Here is a 20,747-nt window from a genome sequence, read left to right on the forward strand (position 1 = left end):
CCGCGCCCGGTCTGCCGCCGCTACCGCTTGGCGTACGCGCGGGCGTACGAGTCGCCCGCGATCAGGGCGTCGGCGACCATCTCCGGGGTCACCGGGAACGGCATGTTGTGCGTGGTCTCGCCCTCCGCCGTGGCCGCGCGCCCGATGGCGAGGAGCTCCTCGCGGTCCGGGTCGCCGAGGCCGATCTCCCCGAGGGTCGTGGGCAGGCCGACGGCACGGCTGAAGCGCAGGTAGGTGTCCAGCTCGTCGGTCGGGGCGCCTTCCAGGACGAGCTGGGCGAGGGTGCCGATGTTGACCTTCTCGCCGTGCATCATGCCGTGCACCTTGTGCGAGACGGTCAGACCGTTGTGGATGCCGTGCGCGGCGGCGAGGCCGCAGGACTCGAAACCGAGGCCGGAGAGCAGCGTGTTGGCCTCCGTGACCTTCTCCAGCGCCGGGGTGACCACGTGCGCCTCGGCGGCCAGCCGGGCCTGGGGGCCGTACTCCATCAGGGTTTCCCAGCACAGCCGGGCGAGCGCGAGGGAGGCCTCGGTGGCGAGACCGCCGGCCATGGCGACCCGGTTGGCGGCCACGCAGACCCGGGCTTCGTACCAGGTGGCCAGCGCGTCGCCCATGCCGGAGACGATGAAGCGGCTGGGCGCGCCCGCGACGAGGGCGGTGTCGACGAGCACCAGGTTGGGGTTGCGCTGGAAGAAGGAGTAGCGCTCGAAGGCACCGGACTCGGTGTAGATCACGGCGAGCGCGCTGGTCGGCGCGTCGGTGGAGGCGACCGTGGGCGCGGAGACGACGGCGATGTCGCCGAGCGCGTGGCCGACGGCCTTCGCGGTGTCGATGGCGGTGCCGCCGCCGATGCCGATGATGACGTCGGCCCCTGCGGCCTTGGCGGCCGCGGAGACCCGGTCGATCTCCTTCTGGGTGCAGAGTCCGCCGAAGACCTCCTTGGTCAGCTTGACCCCGGTGCCCGCGAGGGAATCGGTGACCGCCGTGTCCACGAAGCCCCAGACGCCCTTGTCCGCGAGGACCACAGCGTTCGTCCCGAGGCGGGCCGTGTGCTCGCCCAGGTCGTTCATCGCCCCGGCGCCCTGCACGTACTTCGGCGGGCTGATCATCATGCGCGTACCGACGGTCTTCACGTGAATCCTCCTCATTGCGAATTCAATTCCGCTTGCTCATTCATCCCTATCACGGATTTCGGCGACACCCCGAGATATGCACGGTCCCCTTGCGCACGGGCCTTTCCGCGCCCGGATACGGGACCAAGGACCCGAGCTGTTTCACAGTTTCACCAGGGTAAAGTTCCAGCCAAGTGCCCCGGAAGCGGTGGCGGATCGGCGACGGTGCCGACTTAATACCGTCCCGCATTTCCGATTTCCGCCCCGGACCGGCGCGACGAGTTACCCGTTCCGCGTTCCCCTTTCCAGGAAAGAGGCCCCCGTGAAGAAGCTCATCAATTCCCCCGAAAGTGTCGTCTCCGACGCACTGCGCGGAATGGCCGCCGCTCACCCGGGGCTCCGCGTCGAGGCGGAGAAGGGCATCGTCACGCGGGCCGCCGGAGGGGCCGGGGAGCCGGCCGGGAAGGTCGCGCTGCTGTCGGGCGGCGGCAGCGGGCACGAGCCGCTGCACGCCGGGTTCGTCGGGCGCGGCATGCTGGCGGCGGCCGTGGCCGGCCCGGTGTTCACCTCCCCGGTGCCGGACAACATCGCCGCCGCCACGTGCGCGGTCGAAGCGGGTGCGGGCGTCCTGCACATCGTGAAGAACTACACGGGCGACATCCTCAACTTCACGATGGCGGCGGAGGACTGCGAGGACGAGGGCGTCGAGGTCGCGCAGGTCGTCGTGGACGACGACGTGGCCGTCGCCCGCACGGAGCACGGGCCGGGCCGCCGGGGCACCGGAGCCACCCTGTTCGTGGAGAAGATCGCGGGCGCGCTCGCCGAGGAGGGCGCTCCGCTCGCCGAGGTCGCCGCGGTCGCCCGCAAGGTCAACGCGAACGCGCGCAGCTACGGCGTCGCCCTGACCTCCTGCACCACCCCCGCCAAGGGCAGCCCCAACTTCACGCTCGGCGAGGACGAGATCGAGCTGGGCATCGGCATCCACGGTGAGCCCGGCCGCGAACGCCGGAAGATCATGACGGCCGCCGAGACCGCCGAGGCGATGCTCGACGCCGTCCTCGACGACCTCCCGGAGGCGGCCGGCGCCCCCGTCATCCTCCTCGTCAACGGCCTGGGCGGGACCCCGCCCGTGGAGCTGTACATCATGCGCGCCGAGGTCGAGCGGGTGCTCGGCGAACGCGGGATCACCGTGGCCCGGTCCCTGGTCGGCAACTACGTCACCAGCCTGGACATGGCCGGCTGCACCCTCACCCTGTGCCGCGCCGACGAGGAGCTGCTGCGCCTGTGGGACGCGCCGGTGGACACCCCGTCCCTGCGCTGGGGCTGTTGACCCCGCCCGCTCTTCCCCTCCCGACACTCTCCAGGAGCTCTTCCCCATGACCGTCACGCCCGCCGGCCCGACGACCTCCACGACCTCCACGCCCGTGTCCGCCGAGGCCGCCGTGCTGGACACCGCCTACTTCCGCCGCTGGATCGCCGAGACCAACCGGCTCGTACGGCGGGACAGCGCGCGCCTCACCGAACTGGACGCGGTCATCGGCGACGGGGACCACGGGGCCAATCTCGTACGGGGCTTCGGCGCCGTCGGCGCGGCCGTGGCCGAGCAGCGGCCCACCACGCCGGGGGCGCTGCTGACCCTGGCCGGCACCACCCTGACGAACACCGTCGGCGGCGCCTCCGGCCCGCTGTTCGGCACCGCGCTGCGCCGCACGGGCAAGGTGCTCGGCGACACCGGGGCGCCGACCGTGGCGGAGCTGGGGGCCGCGCTCGGTGCCGGGCTCACGTCGGTGCAGAAGCTGGGCGGCGCGGAGCTCGGCGACGCCACCCTGGTCGACGCCCTGTCCCCCGCGGTGGCGGCGCTGGCCGAAGCCGCCGAGGCGGACCGCCCGCTGCGCGAGGCCCTGGACGAGGCCGTACGGGCGGCCCGCGCGGGCGCCGACGCCACCGAGCCGCTCGAAGCCCGCAAGGGCCGGGCCAGTTACCTCGGGGAGCGCAGCATCGGCCACCAGGACGCCGGGGCCAACTCCGTGGCCCTGCTGATGGAGGCGCTGCGCGCCGCGGTCGACGCACCCGAGGCGGAGCTCGTCCCGGAGGAGCCGGCCGCCGCCGAGCAGCCCGCGCAGGAGCAGGAGCAGGCGCCGAAGACCCGTACCGGCCGCGTCGGCATCGTGCTCGTCTCGCACAGCAAGGCGGTCGCGGAGTCCGTGGCGGCGCTGGCCGGCGCGCTGATCGGCTCGGTGGAGCCGGCTCCGCTCGCGGTGGCGGGCGGCACCCCCGACGGCGGGATCGGCACCAGCGCGGAGCTGATCACGGCCGCCGCCCGGTCGGTGGACGAGGGTGTGGGCGTGGCGGTGCTGTGCGACATGGGCAGCGCGGTGCTGACGGTGAACGCCCTGCTCGGCGAGGAGCCCTCGCAACTGCCCGAAGGGGCACGGGTCGTGGACGCGCCGTTCCTGGAGGGCGCCGTGGCCATCACGCTGACCTCGGCGATCGGCGGCGACCTCGACGCCGTCCTGGCCGCCGCGGAGGACGCGCGCTGTTACCGCAAGCGCTGACCGGAGCCCGGGCCGGGAGGCGGGCCCCTCCCCAGGAGGCGCCCGCCTCCCGGCCCGGGCCGATGCCCTGGGCGAACTGTTCCACCGGCTGCGCCGCGCCGGACGCCGGCCCTGACCGGTGGCTCCCGGCGGACGTCCCGCCGCTCCGCGCCTTCCGGCCGCCGGTGCTGTCGGCGCTGTCGGTGGGGCTTGGTAGAACTGTCGTCGGACGACTCGCGGGGCCGGGTCACCGCCCACCACACCATCAGGAGCAGCGCACATGACCATCGGGGTTCACCTGAGCGAGCTGGGCGGCCTGCCGACCTTCGACTTCCCGGGGCCGAAGGACACCCGTGCGCTGCCCGAGCCGGCGGACGTGGCCTGGCGGATCTCGGTGGACACCTACGACGCCGAGGAGGAGTGGGCGCAGGCCTTCGGCCGGTTCACCGAGTCCGTGGACACCCGGCAGGTGCGCGCCCTGATCGTGGGCGGCTGGTCCGACGCCTACGAGGCCTCCAGCTCCGGGATCGTCGAGGCGCTGGTCGAAGCCGCTCCGAAGTTCCCCGCCCTGCGGGCGCTGTTCCTCGGCGACATCACCTTCGAGGAGTGCGAGATCTCCTGGATCCAGCAGTCGGACGTGGGTCCGCTGCTGCCCGCGTATCCCGCGCTGGAGGAGTTCGCAGTGCGCGGCGGCGAGGGGCTGGTCTTCCCGCCCGTGGAGCACGCGGCGCTGCGCGTGCTGCGCCTGGAGGCCGGCGGTCTCCCGAAGGAAGTCGTGGCCGGGGTCGCGCGGAGCGGGTTCCCCGCCCTCACCGAGCTCGACCTGTGGCTGGGCACCTCCGACTACGGCGGGGACGCCGAAGTCGGCGACCTGGAGCCGTTCCTGAGCGGCGAGCGGCTGCCCGCCCTGCGCCGGCTCGCTCTGCGCAACAGCGAGATCCAGGACGCCGTCGCGGCGGCGCTCGCCACCGCTCCGGTCGTGGAGCGGCTGGAGGTGCTCGACCTCTCCATGGGCGTCCTGACCGACGAAGGCGTGGAGGCCCTGCTGGCAGGGCGCCCCCTCACGCATCTCACCAAGCTCGACCTGCACCACCACTACGTCGGCGAACCGCTCCGGGAGCGGCTGAGCGCGGCGCTCGTCCCCCACGGCGTGGAGGTGGATCTGGGCGACCCGCAGACCGCGGACGTCGATGACGACGCCGAGTACCGGTACGTCGCGGTCGCGGAGTGACGCGTACCGCTCCCGCGGCCTTCGCCGTCGTCGGCAATCCGGGCAACCGCCGGGTCGCCCTCTTCCAGGACGCCGTGCGCGCCGCCGGACTGCCGGCGGCGCGGGTGATCCCGTGGCTGGACGTGCTGACCGGCCGGGCCGTCTTCCGGGCGGGCGAGAGCGTACGGATCGACTCCCCCGGCGAGGACCCCGAGGTGGAGCGGCTGCTCCGCGGGACCGCCGACACCACCCGGGTCGAAGGCACCGGACGCTGGTACCGCCGGTTCACCGAGGCGGCGCACGCGGTGGGGCGGGGCGTCCGATCGGCCGGCGGCACGCTGACGTGCGATCCGGACGACCTCGCGGTGCTGTTCGACAAGCGGCTCTGCCACGGGGTGCTGGCCGCCGCCGGTACGCCCGTCCCCGCCTCCCCGACCTCGGGACCGGACGCGGTCCGCGCCCCGGTGCGCGGCTGGGAGGAGGTCCGCTCGCTGCTCGCCCTCCCCGGCTACCGCCGGGCGTTCGTGAAGCTCGCCCACGGCTCCTCGGCCTCCGGGGTGCTCGCGGTGGAGACGGGCGCGGGCGGCCGGATCCGGGCCACCACCTCCGTGGAGCGGGCCCCTTCGGGAGCCCTGCACAACTCACTTCGCCTGCGGCGGTACGAGGACGAGCGGGTGATCGGAGCCGTCGTCGACGCGCTGGCCCCCGACGGCCTGCACGTCGAGCGGTGGCTGCCGAAGGCCTCCCAGCAGGGGCGCTCCGCGGATCTGCGGGTCGTCGTCATCGGCGGCCGGGCCACCCACGCCGTGGTCCGCACGGCCGCCGGTCCGCTCACGAACCTGCACCTGGGCGGCGCCCGCGGCGATCTCGACGCGGCCGTGGCCGCGGTGACGGAGGCGGGCGGCTGCTGGGAGGCGGACGCGCTCGCCGTCTGCGAACGGGCGGCGGCCGCCTTCCCGCGCACCCTGTGCGTGGGGGTCGATCTGCTGCCCGCCCTCGGCTGGCGGGGCTTCGCCGTGGGCGAGGTCAACGCCTTCGGGGACCTGCTGCCCCGGCTGACGGGACTGCCCGGCTCGCCCGCCGAGGGTCAGGACACCTACGCGGCCCAAGTGGCCGCCGTACGACAGGAACAGCATGCGCACGCCCCCGTCCAGCCCTGATCCCGGGCCCGGACCTGACACCGACCCCGGGCCCGACATGAACGTGGTCGTCGGCCGCGACGACCTGCTGCTCGTCACCCTCGACACCCTGCGCCACGACGTGGCCGCGCGACTGGCCGCGCAGGGACGGATCCCGAACCTGGCCGCGCACCTGCCCGGCGGGGTGTGGGAGCGGCGGCACGCGCCGGGGAGTTTCACCTACGCCTCCCACCAGGCCATGTTCGCGGGCTTCCTGCCCACCCCCGACGGACCCGGCCCGCATCCGCGGCTGTTCGCCGCCCGGTTCCCGGGCAGTGAGACCACCGCCGGGCGCACCTGGGTGTTCGACACCCCGGATCTGGTGTCGGGACTGGCCGGGGCGGGCTACCGGACCGTGTGCGTGGGCGGTGTCGGCTTCTTCAACAAGGCGGCCGCGCTGGGCTCCGTACTGCCCGGAATGTTCCAGGAGTCGCACTGGGAACCGGAGTTCGGGGTGACGTCACCGGTCTCCTTCGAGGCCCAGGTGTCCCGCGCCGAGCAGGTCGTGGCCCGACTGCCTCACGAACGGCGGCTGTTCCTCTTCCTGAACGTGTCGGCCATGCACCAGCCCAACTGGTTCCACTCCCCCGGGACTTCCGCGGCGGACGGGGACTCGTGGGAGACGCACGCGGCCGCACTGGAGTACGTCGACCGGCACATCGGGCGGCTCTTCGACGCGATGCGGTCGCGGCGCCGCTGCTTCGCGATCGTCTGCTCCGACCACGGGACCACGTACGGGGACGACGGGTACACGGGGCACCGGCTCGCCCACGAGGCCGTCTGGACGGTCCCGTACGCACAGTTCCACCTGAACCACGAGGAGCACGGCCCCCGATGAACTTCGCGACACCGTACGAGAATTACGTCTACGCCTACCCGCACAAGACGGCGTACCGCGAGCTGCCCGAGCCCGCCGAGCTGAGCCGGGAGTGGGCCCGGCAGCCCAAGGACGCCCTTTCCCTCTACCTCCACATCCCCTTCTGCGAAGTGCGCTGCGGATTCTGCAACCTCTTCACCCGCATCGGCGCCCCGGAGGGCCTGACCACGGCCTATCTCGACGCCCTGGAGCGGCAGGCGAGGGCGGTCCGGGGCGCGCTCGGCGACGCGGAGCCCGTACGGTTCGCGGCGGCGGCCTTCGGCGGCGGTACGCCGACCTTCCTGACGGCGTCCGAACTGGAGCGGCTCTGCGATATCGCGGAGAAGGCCGCGGGCGCCGATCTGCGGGCGGTGCCGCTGTCGGTGGAGGCCTCGCCGGCCACGGCGACGGCGGACCGGCTCGCCGTGCTGGCCGACCGGGGTACGACCCGCCTCAGCCTGGGCGTGCAGAGCTTCGTGCCCGCCGAGGCTCGTTCCGCCGTGCGTCCGCAGAAGCGGGCGGACGTGGAGGCGGCGCTGGCCCGGGTCCGGGACGCGGCGATACCGGTCCTGAACATCGACCTGATCTACGGCATCGACGGGCAGACCGAGGAGAGCTGGCGCCACTCGCTGGACGCGGCCCTCGCCTGGCGCCCGGAGGAGCTCTACCTCTACCCGCTGTACGTGCGCCCCCTGACGGGCCTGGGGCGCAGGCCGGGCGAGTCCACGGCCGCCAAATGGGACGAGCAGCGGCTGCGGCTGTACCGGGCCGGGCGCGACCACCTGCTGGCCTCCGGGTACGAGCAGGTGTCGATGCGGATGTTCCGCCGGGCGGACGCGCCCGGGGAGGGCGCGGGCCCCGGGGGCGCCCGGACCGCCGAGGATTACGCCTGTCAGACCGACGGCATGATCGGCCTCGGCTGCGGGGCCCGCTCCTACACGGCCGGGCTGCACTACTCCTTCGACTACGCGGTCGGCATGAGCGAGATCCGCGGCATCATCGACGACTACGTGAGCCGCCCCGAGGAGGACTTCGCCCGGGCCGGGCACGGCCGCCGGATCGACCCGGACGAGGCCCGGCGCCGACACCTGCTGCAGTCCCTGCTCCAGGCGCGCGGGATGCCGGTGAGCGAGTACCGGGAGCGGTTCGGGAGCGGTCCGTGGGAGGACTTCCCGGCGGAGCTGGCGGCCTTCGCGGAGCGCGGCTGGCTGGTGGACGACGCGGAGCTGCTGCGGCTGACCCCGGAGGGGCTGGCGCACTCGGACGCGGCGGGACCGGCGCTGTTCTCGGCGGAGGTACGGGCCGCGATGACCGCGTACGAGCGCAAGTGACGGGGGCGGGGCGAGGAGCGGAGGGGCCGCCGATGGACCTGACCGTGCTCTACCGGGGGCCGCTGTCCTCCTGCGACTACGACTGCCCCTACTGCCCGTTCGCCAAGCGGCGGGACAGCCGGGAGCTGCTGACCGCCGACCGGGCCGCGCTGGAACGGTTCACCGGCTGGGCGGCCGGGAACACCGGCGACCGGCTGTCCGTCCTGTTCACCCCGTGGGGCGAGGGCCTGGTCCGCTCCTGGTACCGGCGCGCCCTGATGGAGCTGTCGCACCTGCCGCACGTGCGCCGGGTCGCGATCCAGACCAACCTGAGCGGCCGCACCGGCTGGACCGCCGGGGCCGACCTGGACACGCTCGCGCTGTGGTGCACGTACCACCCGGGGCAGACCCCGTACGACCGCTTCCTGGGCAAGTGCCGGGAACTGGCCGCCGCCGGGGTGCGGTTCAGCGTGGGCGTGGTCGGCCTGCCCGAGCACCTCGCGGAGGCCCGCCGACTGCGCGCCGCGCTGCCGCCCGAGGTGTACCTGTGGATCAACGCGGCGGAGGGACACGCGTACACCGATCCGGAGGCGGACGGCTGGACCGCGCTGGACCCGCTCTTCCCGTTCAGCCGCCACCCGCACCGCTCGGCGGGGCTGCCGTGCCGCACGGGCGCCTCGGTGATCTCGGTGGACGGCGCCGGCACGGTCCGGCGGTGCCACTTCGTCAAGGCGGAGCTGGGCAACCTCTACGACGGCTCGTACCGGGCCGCGCTGCGCCCGCGCGCCTGCCCCCTGGCGGTCTGCGACTGCCACATCGGCTACGTCCACCTGGAGACGCTGCCGCTCTACGACGTCTTCGCGGGCGGAGTCCTGGAGCGGATCCCGGAGGCCGGCGTGATCGCGGCCCGCCCCGGCCTCCCGCTCCTCCCCGCCCTCCCGTGACACGGCAGGGCGGCGGGTCGGCAAAGCGGAGGAAAATTTACCCGCGGTCACATGCGGTTATCGCACACGGTGATCCCGCAGCGTTTACACGGCGTTCATGACGCGCGCGGCGGCCGGCCCGCCACCGGACGACGAAATCCGCAGGTGAACAGCTCTTGACCTGCGGATCTCGCGGAGATTCCATTCGGCCCGGGAGCCACCGAACCAGATCTGCCCACCACCGCCCCGGAGGCGATACCGCTCCCGCGCTCAATCACCGCATCTGCCGATCGGAACACCGCACCGATGTCTGACACGATCAGCGCCCCTCAGGCCCTCTCCCCCGCCACCGGTCCCGTGCCCCAGAAGCTCAAGCGTTCCATCGGCGTCGTCGGCGGAACCCTGCTCACCCTCTCGTGCGTGACGCCGGCCTCGACCCTCTTCGTCGTGGTCCCGGACCTCTTCTCCAGCCTCGGCACCTGGACCGCGCTCACCATCGCGATCGGCTCCCTGCTCTGCATCGGGGTCGCGTTCTGCTACTCGGAGCTGGGCACCCTCATCCCCAGCGCCGGCGGCGAATACGCGATGGTGTCGACCCTGTCCGGCCGGCTCGCGGGCTGGCTGGTCTTCGTCCTGTCCCTGCTGGTCGTGATGATCGTGCCGCCCGTGATCGCCATGGGCACCGCCGACTACCTGGCCCCCGTCGTCGACATACCGGCCCCGGCCGCCGGGGCCGCCGTGATGCTGCTGGCCACCCTCGCCGGTCTCCTCGACCTGCGGGCCAACGCCTGGATCACCGGCATCTTCCTCGTCCTTGAGGTCGTGGCCGCCGGACTCGTGGCCGTACTCGGCTTCGCCCACAGCGAGCGGGGCGCCGGCGCCCTCGTGCACGGCACCGTGGCGGCGGAGGGCGGCGGTACGTCCACCGTCACCGCGATGATGGTCGTTGCCGGGCTCGCCACCGCGCTCTTCGTCACCCAGGGCTTCTCGACGGCCGTGTACCTCTCGGAGGAGCTGGAGAACCCGCGCCGCAACGTCCCGCGGACCGTGCTCGCGACCCTCGCCATCTCCAGCGCCGTCATCCTGGTCCCGGTCATCGGCATCACCCTGGGCGCCCCCGACCTCGAGGCCCTGACCTCCGGCGACCTCGGCGCCATGGTGACCGCCTGGTCCAACTCGGCCGTCGGCACCTTCGTCAGCCTCTGCGTGGCCCTCGCCATCGTCAACGCGGGCATCGTCATGGTCATCCAGAACTCCCGGGTGCTGTTCGCCTCCGCCCGCGACAAGGCCTGGCCCGCGCCGGTCAACTCCGCGCTCTCGCGGCTCGGCCGGTTCGGCTCCCCGTGGGTGGCGACCCTGCTCGTCGGCATCCCCGGCGCGGCGATGTGCTTCGTCAACCTGGACACCCTTTACGGGGTCACCGGCGTCTCGGTGACCGGCATGTACCTGCTGGTCGCCGTGGCCGCGCTGTTCAGCCGCCGCCGGGCGCGCCGGGAGGCGGCCGCCTGGCGGATGCCGCTGTGGCCCGCCGTGCCGATCGTGCTGATCCTGGTGTTCGCGTACATCCTGACGCAGCAGGAGACCCAGTACCTGCTGTGGACCGGCGGGATCACCGCCGTCGCCACCGTGTACTGGGCGCTGTACCTGCGCCCGCACAAGGACACCCGCTGGCTGGTCACGATCCCGGTGGACGAGGACGACTTGGCGTCGACTGAGGCCGAGGCCGCTGCCGCGGTTCCTGCCGCCTCCGTGTAGCGGCCGGCCGGCAGGGATGAGGTGCGGGGCCACGGGTTCACCTCCCGTGGCCCCGCACCTCTTTTCGTCCGGCCGGCCCGTCTTCCTACGGCCGGCCCGGCATCCGGGTCATGTCCCGACGCGGACGACCACCTTGCTGAAGGGCGCGTCCTCGGCGTAGCCGCGGTAGGCCTCGTGGGCGTCCTCGAAGGGGAGCACCCGGTCGATCGCGGGGCGCAGCCCGTGGGTCGCGACCGCCCGGTTCATCGACTCGAACTGCGTCCGGCTGCCGACGAACACCCGCCGGATCGTCGCGAGGCTCGACGCGTACGCGGCGTGCGAGATCCCTATGCCGGACTTCGTGGCACTGGCGGTGATCAGCAGGGCGATCTGCCCGTAGAGCGAACTGGCCCGCACCGACTGCTCGATGGTGTCCGGCCCGCCCGTCTCCACGACCAGGTCGGCGCCGCCGTCGGTCAACTCCCGTACGGCGGAGCCCCACTCGGGTGTCCGCACGTAGTCCAGGACCGCGTCGGAGCCCAGCGCCTTCAGCCGGTCGGCCTTCTCCTCGCTCGACGTGGTCGAGACGACCCGGCAGCCCAGCAGCTTCGCGCAGGGCGCGACCGGACCGGTACCGAGGGTCAGCACGCTCTGCCCCGGCAGCGGCGCTCCGCCCTCCCCTCCCGTGAGCGCGTTCCAGGCGGTGACCGCGGCGCACGGCAGGGTCGCGGCCTCCTCCCAGGTCAGGTGGTGCGGGACGCGGACCGCCCATTCCTCGTCGAGCAGGGCGTACTCCGCGAGCATCCCGTCAAGGGTGCAGCCGGGCTGGTCGACCAGGTCAGGGGTGATCCTGCCGTCCCGCCAGCGCGGGAAGTAGGTGCAGGAGACGCGGTCGCCGACCGCGAACCGGGTCACCGCCTCCCCGACCGCGACCACCTCCCCCGCGCCGTCGCTCAGCGGGACCACCCCGGGCACGGCGGGCAGCGGGTAGCGCTCGCGCAGGATCAGCAGGTCGCGCTTGTTGAGGGAGGCGGCCCGGACGCGGACCACGATCCCGGTCGGTCCGGCCGGTACCGGGCGGGGGCCGCCGTGGTCCCGCAAGGCGATGCCCTCGATCGTGCCGAACGTCTCCAGGTGGTACGCGCGCATCTTCGCCTCCGGTGGGCCCGTGTCCGATGACCCCGATGCTCCGGCGCCGGGACACGCGCGGCAATTCCCTCCGGGGAATCGAGGGCTCCGCCGGACCGGCGGCTAGAAAGGGGACATGGCCCACCGCACTGCCGACACCGCTGCCCCGTCCACCGCGCCGTCGGCCCCCGCATCCGCACCCCGCTCCGCAGCGGCCCCCTCCGGCGAACCCTCGCCGTTCGCCCGGGAGATGCGGCGGCGGCGGTCCCTGCGGCGCATCAGCCAGCTGGAGCTGGCCACCCTCGCCGGGACCACGCAGCGCCACCTGAGCTTCATCGAGAGCGGCCGATCGACCCCGGGGCGGGAGATGGTGGTCCGGCTCGCCGAATCCCTCGGGCTGACCCTCAGGGAGCGCAACTCCCTTCTTCTCAGTGCCAGTTACGCGCCGCTGTACGCCGAATCCGCGCGGGATGCGGAGACCATCGGGCCGGCCATGGAGGCGTTGCGGTCGATCCTGACCGGGCACCTCCCGTATCCGGCGGTGGTGGCCGGTCCCCGCGGTGAACTCGTGCTGGCGAACGCGGCGTTCGACGTGGTGGCGGAGGGCGCGGCCGCGCATCTGCTCGCTCCGCCCGTGAACGTGCTGAGGCTCGCCCTGCACCCGGAGGGCATGGGCCCGCGCGTGGTGAACCTGGCGGCCTGGGGCCGGCACATCACGGAGAGCCTGCGCGCCCGGGCCTCGGAGCACCCCGATCCTGGACTGGAGGCGCTGGTGGAGGAGCTGGACGGGTATCTGCCGGCCACCGCGCCGGGGGCGGCTTCGGCCGATGGCTCCGGCCCGGCCGAGCACCTCGGCTTCGCCGTGCCGCTGCGGCTGCGGACCGCCGAGGGGGAACTCCGGCTGCTGACCACGCTGACCTCGTTCTCGACGGCCGTGGACGTGACCCTGGCCGAGCTGCACCTGGAGGCCTTCCTGCCCGCCGACGCGGCCAGTGCCGACCTACTGCGGCGCCGGGAGGAGGCCCGGTCGGGGACCGGCCCCCGGCGCTGAGTCCCGTACCGTCGTCCCGAATGGTGGAAGGGGTGTCTCGCCCGCTCCGCCCCTTCGTCTATGCTCCGCGCCATGGCCGTCACCCAGCGCCTCCTGTCGCGCTCCTGTTGTCCCCACTGACGCCCGCCTGCTCCGGACCGTCCGCCCCGGACCGCTCGCTCCGGACCGACAGCACCGGACCGACCGCCCCGCCGCCGACCTCCGTCCCCGTCGCCCCCAGGTGCGCCCCGAGGTCTCCCACGGTCCCGCCGCATCCCCCGCGCCTCCGCGCATCCCCCTTTTCCTTTCCCCAAGGAGCCCGATCGCCATGAGCAGCAGCCCCGCCCTTCTCGATGTCCACCAGGCCCACGCCCGTCACACCGAGTTCCGGATCGTCGATGTCCGCACCCCCGGCGAGTACGCCTCCGGCCACCTCCCCGGCGCGCTGAACATCCCCCTCGACCGGATCGGCCGCTCCCTGCCCGAGCTGCGCGAGGCCGCACAGGAGCGGGAACTGCTGCTGGTGTGCGCCTCGGGGACCCGCTCGCAGAACGCGGCGCGGACCCTCGCCGGGCACGGCATCGCGGCCACCAGCCTCATCGGCGGCACCAGCTCCTGGTCGGCGCACGGCCACCCGCTCGACTACCCCGCCGAGGGACCCCGCCGGGTCTGGGCCATGGAGCGCCAGGTCCGGCTGACCGCGGGCGCGCTCGTCCTCCTCGGGCTGCTCCTCGGCCCGCTGGTGCACCCGGCGTTCGAGCTGCTCAGCGCCGGGATCGCCGCCGGGCTCGTCTTCTCCGCCCTCACGGACACGTGCGGCATGGCCGTGGTCCTCGGCCGGCTGCCCTTCAACCGCCGCCGGTAGCCTTCCTCTTCCCGTCCGGGATGTGGAACGATTTCGTCCATCATCCGGACCCCGCTTGTCGATACCGCCCGGACACCGACAGGATGCACCCCATGGCCCCCGTACTCACATCGCGTCGTCACGTAGATCTGCTGCGTGTGTCGACCATGCTCTGTCGGGCTGCCGCCTCCCGTACGCACGGCTGTTGATCTCACCGATCCGCCGTATCTGACTCCGTACGGACGAGTCCGCGCCCCTCGGCGCACCCTTCACCACCACCCCCTTCACGACCCCCTTCACCGCGCCGTTCGCGGCGGCCGTGGTCCTGCCCTCGTGGCCGGGCCCGGCCACGCAACGGTCGCGCGGACTCCGCATTCCTGCCCGCACGTCCCCGTACACGTGTCACCGCCGCCCCGCAGCCCGATCCTCGCGCGGCGGTGCGTCGCGTCACGCTGCTCCGACGAGGTTTCGCCATGCCCGAGAATCCGCTCCTGCTGCACTGGTTCCTGCCCACGGGCGGGGACGGCCGCGACCCCGGCGGGGTCACCGCCGTCCAAGGGCGCAGCCGCACGGCCACCCGCCGGCCCGCGGACGTCCCGTACCTCGCCCAGGTCGCCCGCGCCGCCGAACAGGCCGGATTTCACTCGCTGTTGACCCCGGTGGGACTCGGCTGCGTCGATCCGTGGATCCTGACGGCCGCCCTCGCGCAGCACACCACCCGGATCGGATTCCTCGTGGCGTTCCGCGCGGGGTTCGCGAGCCCGACGCTGATCGCCCAACAGGCCGATGCCTTCCGGCGGTTCGCCGGCGGCCGGCTCGGGCTGAACGTGGTGACGGGCGGCGATCCCGCCGAGCAGCGCGCCTACGGGGACGGCCTCGCGCACGACGAGCGCTACGCCCGCACCGACGAGGTGATGGCCGTGCTGCGGGACCTGCTCGAGGGGAAGTCGGTGGACCACGAGGGCGCCCATCTGCGCATCGAGGGCGCCCGCCTCACCGATCCGGAGCTGCGCCACCCGGTCCCGCTGTACTTCGGCGGCGCCTCGCCCGCCGCCGAGGAGGTCGCCGCCCGGCGGGCCGACGTACAACTGCTGTGGGGCGAGCCGCCGTCGGCCGTCGCCGCGCGCATCGACCGGCTGCGCGAGCGGGCCCGCTCGGCGGGCCGTACGGTCCGTTTCGGGCTGCGGCTGCACGTCATCAGCCGGGATTCCGCGGCCGAGGCCTGGGCGGAGGCAGACCGGATCCTCGCCGGGCTGGATCCGGCGGCGGTCCGGGCGACCCAGGAGCGGTTCGCCTCCATGGACTCCACCGGGCAGGCGAGGATGGCGGCCCTGCACGGCGGGATCGCGGACGCGCGGCGCCTGACGGTGGCGCCGAACCTGTGGGCGGGCATCGGGCTGGTCCGCGAGGGCGCGGGGACGGCCCTGGTCGGCTCACACGACGAGGTGGCGGCGCGGCTGGCGGAGTACCGGGCCCTGGGCGTCGACGAGTTCATCCTGTCCGGCTACCCGCACCTCGAAGAGGCCTACCGGGTGGGCGAAGAGGTCGCCCCGCGCCTGCGCGCCCTCACCGGGGTGGCGGCCGCGTGAGCGCGCTCACCACGGAGGCCGGGACCCGACCCGCCCCGCACGAAGCCCCGTCGGACGTGGCTGCGCAGCGCTCCCGGGCCCGGATCCGGGAGGCGCTGCGCTGGACCGCGCTGCGCCTGCTCGCCCTGGCCGTGCTGCTCATCGCCTGGCAGGCGGCGGTGGCGGCCGAGCTGTGGCCGAGGGTGCTGGTCCCCTCGCCCGGCGAGGTGTGGCGGCAGTTCCTGCTGGCGTCCACCACGCACGACGGCGTCCGCGGCTACGGCGGCCACCTCCTGGTGGAACACCTCGGGGTGAGCCTCGGCCGCATCGGCACCGGCTCCGCGTACGCCGTGCTGGCGGGGGTCCCCCTGGGCCTGCTGATCGGCACCGTCCGGCCGCTCGCGGTGGTGCTGGAGCCGGCCGTGACCTTCCTGCGCACCCTGCCGCCGCTCGCGTACCTCTCGCTGCTCATCATCTGGTTCGGCATCGACGAGGCGCCGAAGATCTGGCTGCTGGTGATCGCCGCGCTGCCGCCGATCGCCGCGGCCACGGCCGCCGCCGTACGGACCGTCCCGGACGAACTCGTCGAGGCGGCCCGTGCGTTGGGTTCCGGCCCGGGATCCCTGCTGCTGTCGGTGCGGCTGCCCGCCGCGCTGCCGGAGATCCTCACCGGCATCCGGATCGCCGTCGGGGTCGCGTACACCTCCGTCGTGGCGGCGGAGACCATCAACGGCGTGCCCGGCATCGGCGGCATGATCCGCGACGCACAGCGCTACAACCAGACGGCCCTGGTGATCGCCGGCATCCTCGCCATCGGACTGTCCGGGATCGCGCTCGACGCCCTGCTCCGGGGCATCGAGCGGTTCGCCGTCCCCTGGCGCGGCCGCGGCTGAGGCCCGCCCCCTTCCTCCCCAACACCCCTTCCCACTGCTGGAGTTCAACCGTGCCCAGAAACGTGTCCCGCCGTGCCCTGCTGCTGGCCGCCGCCGTCGCCCTGACCGCCTCCACCACCGTCGCCTGCGGGGCGGACGGGGGAGACTCGGCCGCCAAGCCGGGGCGGACCACCGTACGGATCGCCTACCAGGCGATACCCAATGCCGACCTGATCGTGAAGAACCAGCGGCTGCTGGAGCAGGCCCTGCCCGATGCCGAGGTGAAGTGGGTCAAGTTCGAGTCCGGCGGCGACGTCAACACGGCCGTGATCGCCGGATCGGTGGACCTGGGCCTGGCCGGGTCCAGCCCGGTCACCAAGGGTCTGTCGGCCCCGCTGAACATCCCGTACAAGGTGGTGTGGATCCACGACCTGATCGGCGACAACGAGGCGCTGGTCGCCAAGCCGGGGATCGGCTCGGTCAAGGACCTGGCCGGGAAGAAGGTGGCCACGCCCTTCGGCTCCACCGCCCACTACTCGCTGCTCGCCGCGCTGAAGGCCGCGGGCGTGGACCCGGCGGCCGTGCAGACGATCGACCTCCAGCCGCAGGACGCGCTCGCCGCCTGGAAGCGCGGGGACATCGACGCGGCGTACGTGTGGACGCCGACGCTGAGCGAGCTGGCCAGGGACGGGAAGGTGCTCGTCACGAGCCGGCAGCTCGCCGAGCAGGGCAAGCCGACCGCCGACCTGGGCGTGGTGACGAACGCGTTCGCGGCCGCGCACCCCGAGGTGGTCACGGCCTGGATCAAGGCGCAGGACCAGGCCGTCGGGCAGGCCCGTACCGCCCCCCGACCAGGCCGCGAAGTCCATCGGGGCGGAGCTCGGGCTGGCGCCGGAGGAGGCGAAGCGCCAGCTCTCGGAGCTGGTGCTGCTGAGCGCAAAGGAGCAGACCGGCCCCGACTACCTCGGCACGCCCGGCGCTCCCGGGAAGCTGGCGGCCACCCTGCGCGACGCGGCCGTCTTCCTGAAGGAGCAGAAGAAGGTGGACTCCGTTCCGGACGAGGCCGCCTTCGGCCGGGCCCTCGCGGTGGAGGAGCTCGGCCGTGCCGCACACTGAGCCCGCCACCGCAGCCCTCGCCACGGCCGGCGCCGCAACCGGCGCCGCCGGCGGGGAGCTCGCCGTGGACCTCTCCGGGGTGTCGGTCCGCTACGGACCGGCGAAGCAGCCCGTGACGGTGCTCGACGCGGTGGACCTACGGGTCCGCGCAGGCGAGTTCGTCGTCCTCGTCGGCCCCTCCGGCTGCGGCAAGACCACCCTGCTGCGGGTGATCGCCGGCTTCGCGCGGCCGGCCTCGGGTACCGCCCTGGTCCGGGGCACCGCTCCGCGCCCCGGGCGGGGCGCCGGGGTGGTGTTCCAACAGCCGAGGCTGTTCCCGTGGCGGACCGTGGGCGGGAACCTCGGCTTCGCGCTGGCCCGCCACGGAGTGCCCCGGTCCCGGCGGCCGGACCGGATCGCCGAGTTGCTGGACCGGGTGGGGCTGCCGGGCATGGCCAGGCGCCGCACCTGGGAGCTGTCCGGCGGTCAGCAGCAGCGGGTGGCGCTGGCCCGGGCCCTGGCGGCGGAACCCGAACTTCTGCTGATGGACGAGCCGTTCGCCGCTCTGGACGCGCTGACCCGGGAGCGCCTCCAGGAGGAGGTCCGCTCCCTGGCCGGGCGGCTCGGCACGACGGTGCTGTTCGTGACGCACTCGGTGGAGGAGGCGATGCTGCTGGGATCCCGTGTCCTGGTGATGGCCTCGGGGCCCGGCCGGGTCGTGGAGGACCTGGCGGTGCCGCTCCCCCGCGACCCGGCCACGGACGTCGCGGGGTTGCGGGCCTCCCCCGAGTTCGCGCGGCTGCGCGGCCGACTGGCCCGGGCGCTGCGCCCGGGCTGACCGGCAGCCCTCACCCGGCGCGCCTCACCCGGCGCCCCCTGGCAACTGGCCCGCCGTCAGGCTGACACCGCCCAGGGTGAGGGCGGTGTTCACCAGGCCGACGTGGCTGAACGCCTGCGGGAAGTTGCCGAGTTGGCGTCCGGAGACGGGGTCGTACTCCTCGGCGAGCAGCCCCACGTCGTTGCGCACGGACAGCAGCCGCTCGAAGAGCTCCCGCGCCTCCTTCTCCCGCCCGGTCAGGTACAGGGCGTCGGTCAGCCAGAACGAGCAGGCGAGGAAGGCCCCTTCATCGCCGGGCAGGCCGTCCACCGAGAGCCCCTCGGTGCTGTAGCGGCGGACCAGGCCGCTGCGGCCCAGCTCCTCGCGCACCGCGTCGACCGTACCGACGACCCGGGGGTCGTCCGGCGGCAGGAAGCCGACGCGGGGGATGAGGAGGGTGGCCGCGTCCAGTTCGCGGGAGCCGTAGTACTGGGTGAAGGTGCGCCGCTCCGGGTCGTAGGCCTTCTCGCACACGTCCGCGTGCACCGCCTCCCGCATGGCGCGCCAGCGGTGCACGTCTCCGGACAGCTTGGGGTTGAGTTCCAGGGTGCGCACGGCCCGGTCGGCGGCGACCCACGCCATCACCTTGGAGTGGGTGAAGTGGCGGCGCGGGCCGCGCACTTCCCACAGCCCCTCGTCGGGGCGCTGCCAGTTCTGCTCCAGGAAGTCGAGGAGCGCGAGCTGGATCTTCCAGGAGTGCCACTCGGCGGGGAGTCCGGCGGAGCGGGCCACGTAGAGGGAGTCGAGCACCTCTCCGTAGACGTCGAGCTGGAGCTGGTCGACGGCCGCGTTGCCGACGCGGACGGGCGCGGAGGCCGCGTACCCCTTCAGCCAGGGCAGCTCGCTCTCCGGGATGCGCCGCTCGCCGCCGATCCCGTACATGATCTGCAGGTCGGCCGGGTCGCCCGCGACGGCCCGCAGCAGCCACGCCCGCCAGGCGCGGGCCTCGTCGAGGTACCCCGTGGCCACCAGGGAGCCGAGGGTGAGGGTGGAGTCGCGGAGCCAGCAGTAGCGGTAGTCCCAGTTGCGGACGCCGCCGAGCTCCTCCGGCAGGGAGGTGGTCGCGGCGGCGGCGATCCCGCCGGTCGGGGCGTAGGTGAGGGCCTTGAGAGTGATCAGGGAACGCACCACCGCGTCCCGGTAGGGGCCCTCGTACGTGCACCGGCCGGTCCATTCCCGCCAGTCGGCGAGGCTCTGTTCCAGGGCGGCGTACGGGTCCAGGGGCTCGGGGCGCGGTTCGTGCGAGGGGTGCCAGGTGAGCACGAAGGCGACGCGCTCGCCGGCGGCGACGGTGAACTCGGAGCGGGTGCTCATGCCCTCGCCCCACGTGTGCACGGAAGGTTCGCTGCGCAGCCACACGGCGTCGGGCCCGGCGACTGCGACCCGGTCGCCCTCCCGGTTGCCGCCGCGCCGGACCCAGGGCACGACGTGGCCGTAGTCGAAGCGCAGGCGCAGGGCGCTGCTCACGGTCGATTCGCCGGTGAGGCCTTCGACGATCCGCATCAGGTCGGGCGCGTTGTCGCGCTGCGGCATGAAGTCGATGACCTTGAACGAGGCTCCGTCCTCGGTCTCCCAGAAGGATTCCAGGACGAGGGTGCCGTCGACGTACGCGCGGCGGGTGCAGCGCGCGGCGTCGGGGGCGGCGGCCGGGGCGATGCGCCAGTGGCCGTTCTCCTCGTCGCCGAGGAGGGAGGCGAAGCAGGCGGCCGAGTCGAAGCGGGGCAGGCACAGCCAGTCGATGGACCCGTCGCGGCCGACCAGTCCACTGGTCATCAGGTCGCCGATGAGTGCGTAGTCTTCGATGGGTTGTGTCATTTATGGCACTTTCCCCCGAATACCCGCACTCAATCAGCCCGTACGGGTCCCGCACGGAGCCTGCCCCGCGACGGCTCGTAATCCCCTCAGTTCCTCACGAGGAGGAGCACGCCCGCGGTCACGACGCCGAGGCCGACCGCGAGCGCGCCGTGAGCGAGGCGGTGGCCGCGCAGGACGGGCAGGAAGCGGTCGACGGCGTACCGGCCGGGGCCGGTGAGCGCGAGGGCGGCTGCGCCGGCGGTGAGCAGGAGCTCGTACTCGATGCCCTGCGGGGCGAAGAAGGAGCCGGTGCCGTGCACGACGATCGCGTTGATCATGGTGCCGACCAGGGCGGCGCCCGCCAGCGGCGTGAGCAGCCCGAGGACGAGGCCGAGCCCGCCGAGGGTCTCGGTCAGGCCGGCGAGGACGGCCATGGCGTCGCCCGCCGGGTATCCGCTGGCGGTGAAGAACTGGCCGGTGCCGTCGATGCCGCCACCGCCGAACCAGCCGAAGAGCTTCTGCACGCCGTGGCCGGCCATGGTCAGTCCGAGGACCACGCGCAGGAGGAGCAGGCCGACATCGTGGGCGGAGGTGGACAGCGCCGCGGCGGAGGGGCGCGCGGGAGATGCGGCCGGTTCGCCGGCTCGCGGCTTCGGCGTGGTGACGGAGGGGCTGGTCATGG

General features: G+C 73.6%; 18 protein-coding genes and 1 pseudogene. 15 read left to right on the forward strand and 4 right to left on the reverse strand.

Going from position 1 to position 20,747, the window contains the following annotated elements:
- Window positions 1–20 precede the first annotated feature (20 nt).
- The gene (locus OG435_RS06300; RefSeq protein WP_266875813.1) at window positions 21–1,133 is read right to left on the reverse strand and encodes a glycerol dehydrogenase; all 1,113 of its coding nucleotides are present in this window, start codon (window positions 1,131–1,133) and stop codon (window positions 21–23) included.
- Window positions 1,134–1,434: 301 nt separating this feature from the next.
- Between OG435_RS06300 and dhaK the strand changes: the two genes are divergently transcribed.
- From dhaK to OG435_RS06345, 9 genes and pseudogenes are all read left to right on the forward strand, one after another.
- On the forward strand, window positions 1,435–2,442 hold the full coding sequence (gene dhaK / locus OG435_RS06305; protein WP_266875814.1) for a dihydroxyacetone kinase subunit DhaK: 1,008 nt from the start codon (window positions 1,435–1,437) through the stop codon (window positions 2,440–2,442).
- Between the two features lie 112 nt (window positions 2,443–2,554).
- Window positions 2,555–3,169, forward strand: a pseudogene (dhaL, locus tag OG435_RS06310) (dihydroxyacetone kinase subunit DhaL); the annotation flags it as partial.
- Window positions 3,152–3,667: a PTS-dependent dihydroxyacetone kinase phosphotransferase subunit DhaM gene (locus tag OG435_RS06315; RefSeq protein ID WP_266881546.1), complete on the forward strand. Its 516-nt coding sequence runs from the start codon at window positions 3,152–3,154 to the stop codon at window positions 3,665–3,667. The pseudogene dhaL and the gene OG435_RS06315, both read left to right, overlap by 18 nt.
- A 259-nt stretch (window positions 3,668–3,926) precedes the next feature.
- Window positions 3,927–4,877 (forward strand): STM4015 family protein, encoded by a 951-nt coding sequence (locus tag OG435_RS06320; protein WP_266875815.1) that lies wholly within the window; start codon window positions 3,927–3,929, stop codon window positions 4,875–4,877.
- Entirely contained in the window at window positions 4,874–6,016 is a 1,143-nt protein-coding gene (locus tag OG435_RS06325; RefSeq protein WP_266875816.1) for an STM4014 family protein, read from the forward strand. Before OG435_RS06320 ends, OG435_RS06325 begins: the two co-directional genes overlap by 4 nt.
- 37 nt (window positions 6,017–6,053) lie before the next feature.
- Window positions 6,054–6,872 carry an STM4013/SEN3800 family hydrolase gene (locus OG435_RS06330; RefSeq protein WP_266881547.1) on the forward strand — a complete coding sequence of 273 codons (819 nt, stop codon included), beginning with the start codon at window positions 6,054–6,056 and terminating at the stop codon, window positions 6,870–6,872.
- Window positions 6,869–8,221 (forward strand): STM4012 family radical SAM protein, encoded by a 1,353-nt coding sequence (locus OG435_RS06335; protein WP_266875817.1) that lies wholly within the window; start codon window positions 6,869–6,871, stop codon window positions 8,219–8,221. The genes OG435_RS06330 and OG435_RS06335 overlap by 4 nt, the downstream gene beginning before the upstream one ends.
- Before the next feature lie 32 nt (window positions 8,222–8,253).
- Window positions 8,254–9,144 carry an STM4011 family radical SAM protein gene (locus OG435_RS06340; protein WP_266875818.1) on the forward strand — a complete coding sequence of 297 codons (891 nt, stop codon included), beginning with the start codon at window positions 8,254–8,256 and terminating at the stop codon, window positions 9,142–9,144.
- Between the two features lie 285 nt (window positions 9,145–9,429).
- A complete protein-coding gene (locus OG435_RS06345) occupies window positions 9,430–10,878 on the forward strand; it encodes an APC family permease (RefSeq protein WP_266875819.1) in 1,449 nt (482 codons plus the stop codon).
- 108 nt (window positions 10,879–10,986) lie between these two features.
- Here OG435_RS06345 and OG435_RS06350 read toward each other — a convergent pair whose 3' ends face one another.
- Window positions 10,987–12,006, reverse strand: coding sequence for a zinc-dependent alcohol dehydrogenase family protein (locus OG435_RS06350; protein WP_266875820.1), 1,020 nt, complete (start codon window positions 12,004–12,006; stop codon window positions 10,987–10,989).
- Between the two features lie 229 nt (window positions 12,007–12,235).
- On the opposite strand from OG435_RS06350, the gene OG435_RS06355 reads away from it, so the two are divergent.
- The 6 genes from OG435_RS06355 (at window position 12,236) to OG435_RS06380 (ending at window position 18,232) form a co-directional block, all read left to right on the forward strand.
- Window positions 12,236–13,036, forward strand: coding sequence for a helix-turn-helix transcriptional regulator (locus OG435_RS06355; RefSeq protein WP_266881548.1), 801 nt, complete (start codon window positions 12,236–12,238; stop codon window positions 13,034–13,036).
- Between the two features lie 307 nt (window positions 13,037–13,343).
- Entirely contained in the window at window positions 13,344–13,880 is a 537-nt protein-coding gene (locus tag OG435_RS06360) for a rhodanese-like domain-containing protein (RefSeq protein WP_266875821.1), read from the forward strand.
- A gap of 452 nt (window positions 13,881–14,332) precedes the next feature.
- Entirely contained in the window at window positions 14,333–15,448 is a 1,116-nt protein-coding gene (locus tag OG435_RS06365; protein WP_266875822.1) for an LLM class flavin-dependent oxidoreductase, read from the forward strand.
- Window positions 15,445–16,320 carry an ABC transporter permease gene (locus OG435_RS06370; protein ID WP_430625588.1) on the forward strand — a complete coding sequence of 292 codons (876 nt, stop codon included), beginning with the start codon at window positions 15,445–15,447 and terminating at the stop codon, window positions 16,318–16,320. Before OG435_RS06365 ends, OG435_RS06370 begins: the two co-directional genes overlap by 4 nt.
- A 50-nt stretch (window positions 16,321–16,370) precedes the next feature.
- Window positions 16,371–17,531 (forward strand): glycine betaine ABC transporter substrate-binding protein, encoded by a 1,161-nt coding sequence (locus OG435_RS06375; protein WP_266875823.1) that lies wholly within the window; start codon window positions 16,371–16,373, stop codon window positions 17,529–17,531.
- Window positions 17,480–18,232 carry an ABC transporter ATP-binding protein gene (locus OG435_RS06380; RefSeq protein ID WP_266875824.1) on the forward strand — a complete coding sequence of 251 codons (753 nt, stop codon included), beginning with the start codon at window positions 17,480–17,482 and terminating at the stop codon, window positions 18,230–18,232. The genes OG435_RS06375 and OG435_RS06380 overlap by 52 nt, the downstream gene beginning before the upstream one ends.
- 24 nt (window positions 18,233–18,256) lie before the next feature.
- Here the strand turns inward: OG435_RS06380 and OG435_RS06385 are convergent, their stop codons facing one another.
- Window positions 18,257–20,086 carry a glycoside hydrolase family 15 protein gene (locus OG435_RS06385; protein ID WP_266875825.1) on the reverse strand — a complete coding sequence of 610 codons (1,830 nt, stop codon included), beginning with the start codon at window positions 20,084–20,086 and terminating at the stop codon, window positions 18,257–18,259.
- Between the two features lie 86 nt (window positions 20,087–20,172).
- Window positions 20,173–20,745 carry a DoxX family protein gene (locus OG435_RS06390; RefSeq protein WP_266875826.1) on the reverse strand — a complete coding sequence of 191 codons (573 nt, stop codon included), beginning with the start codon at window positions 20,743–20,745 and terminating at the stop codon, window positions 20,173–20,175.
- Window positions 20,746–20,747 lie beyond the last annotated feature (2 nt).

Origin of the sequence: Streptomyces sp. NBC_01264, assembly GCF_026340675.1 — a bacterium.
GTDB lineage: Bacteria > Actinomycetota > Actinomycetes > Streptomycetales > Streptomycetaceae > Streptomyces.

Coding starts and splice junctions, on each gene's coding strand:
- OG435_RS06315 (WP_266881546.1), top strand. CDS start 3,152: ATGGAGGCGCTGCGCGCCGCGGTCGACGCACCCGAGGCGGAGCTCGTC.
- OG435_RS06320 (WP_266875815.1), top strand. CDS start 3,927: ATGACCATCGGGGTTCACCTGAGCGAGCTGGGCGGCCTGCCGACCTTC.
- OG435_RS06330 (WP_266881547.1), top strand. CDS start 6,054: ATGAACGTGGTCGTCGGCCGCGACGACCTGCTGCTCGTCACCCTCGAC.
- OG435_RS06335 (WP_266875817.1), top strand. CDS start 6,869: ATGAACTTCGCGACACCGTACGAGAATTACGTCTACGCCTACCCGCAC.
- OG435_RS06340 (WP_266875818.1), top strand. CDS start 8,254: ATGGACCTGACCGTGCTCTACCGGGGGCCGCTGTCCTCCTGCGACTAC.
- OG435_RS06345 (WP_266875819.1), top strand. CDS start 9,430: ATGTCTGACACGATCAGCGCCCCTCAGGCCCTCTCCCCCGCCACCGGT.
- OG435_RS06350 (WP_266875820.1), bottom strand. CDS start 12,006: ATGCGCGCGTACCACCTGGAGACGTTCGGCACGATCGAGGGCATCGCC.
- OG435_RS06355 (WP_266881548.1), top strand. CDS start 12,236: ATGCGGCGGCGGCGGTCCCTGCGGCGCATCAGCCAGCTGGAGCTGGCC.
- OG435_RS06360 (WP_266875821.1), top strand. CDS start 13,344: ATGAGCAGCAGCCCCGCCCTTCTCGATGTCCACCAGGCCCACGCCCGT.
- OG435_RS06365 (WP_266875822.1), top strand. CDS start 14,333: ATGCCCGAGAATCCGCTCCTGCTGCACTGGTTCCTGCCCACGGGCGGG.
- OG435_RS06385 (WP_266875825.1), bottom strand. CDS start 20,086: ATGACACAACCCATCGAAGACTACGCACTCATCGGCGACCTGATGACC.
- OG435_RS06390 (WP_266875826.1), bottom strand. CDS start 20,745: ATGACCAGCCCCTCCGTCACCACGCCGAAGCCGCGAGCCGGCGAACCG.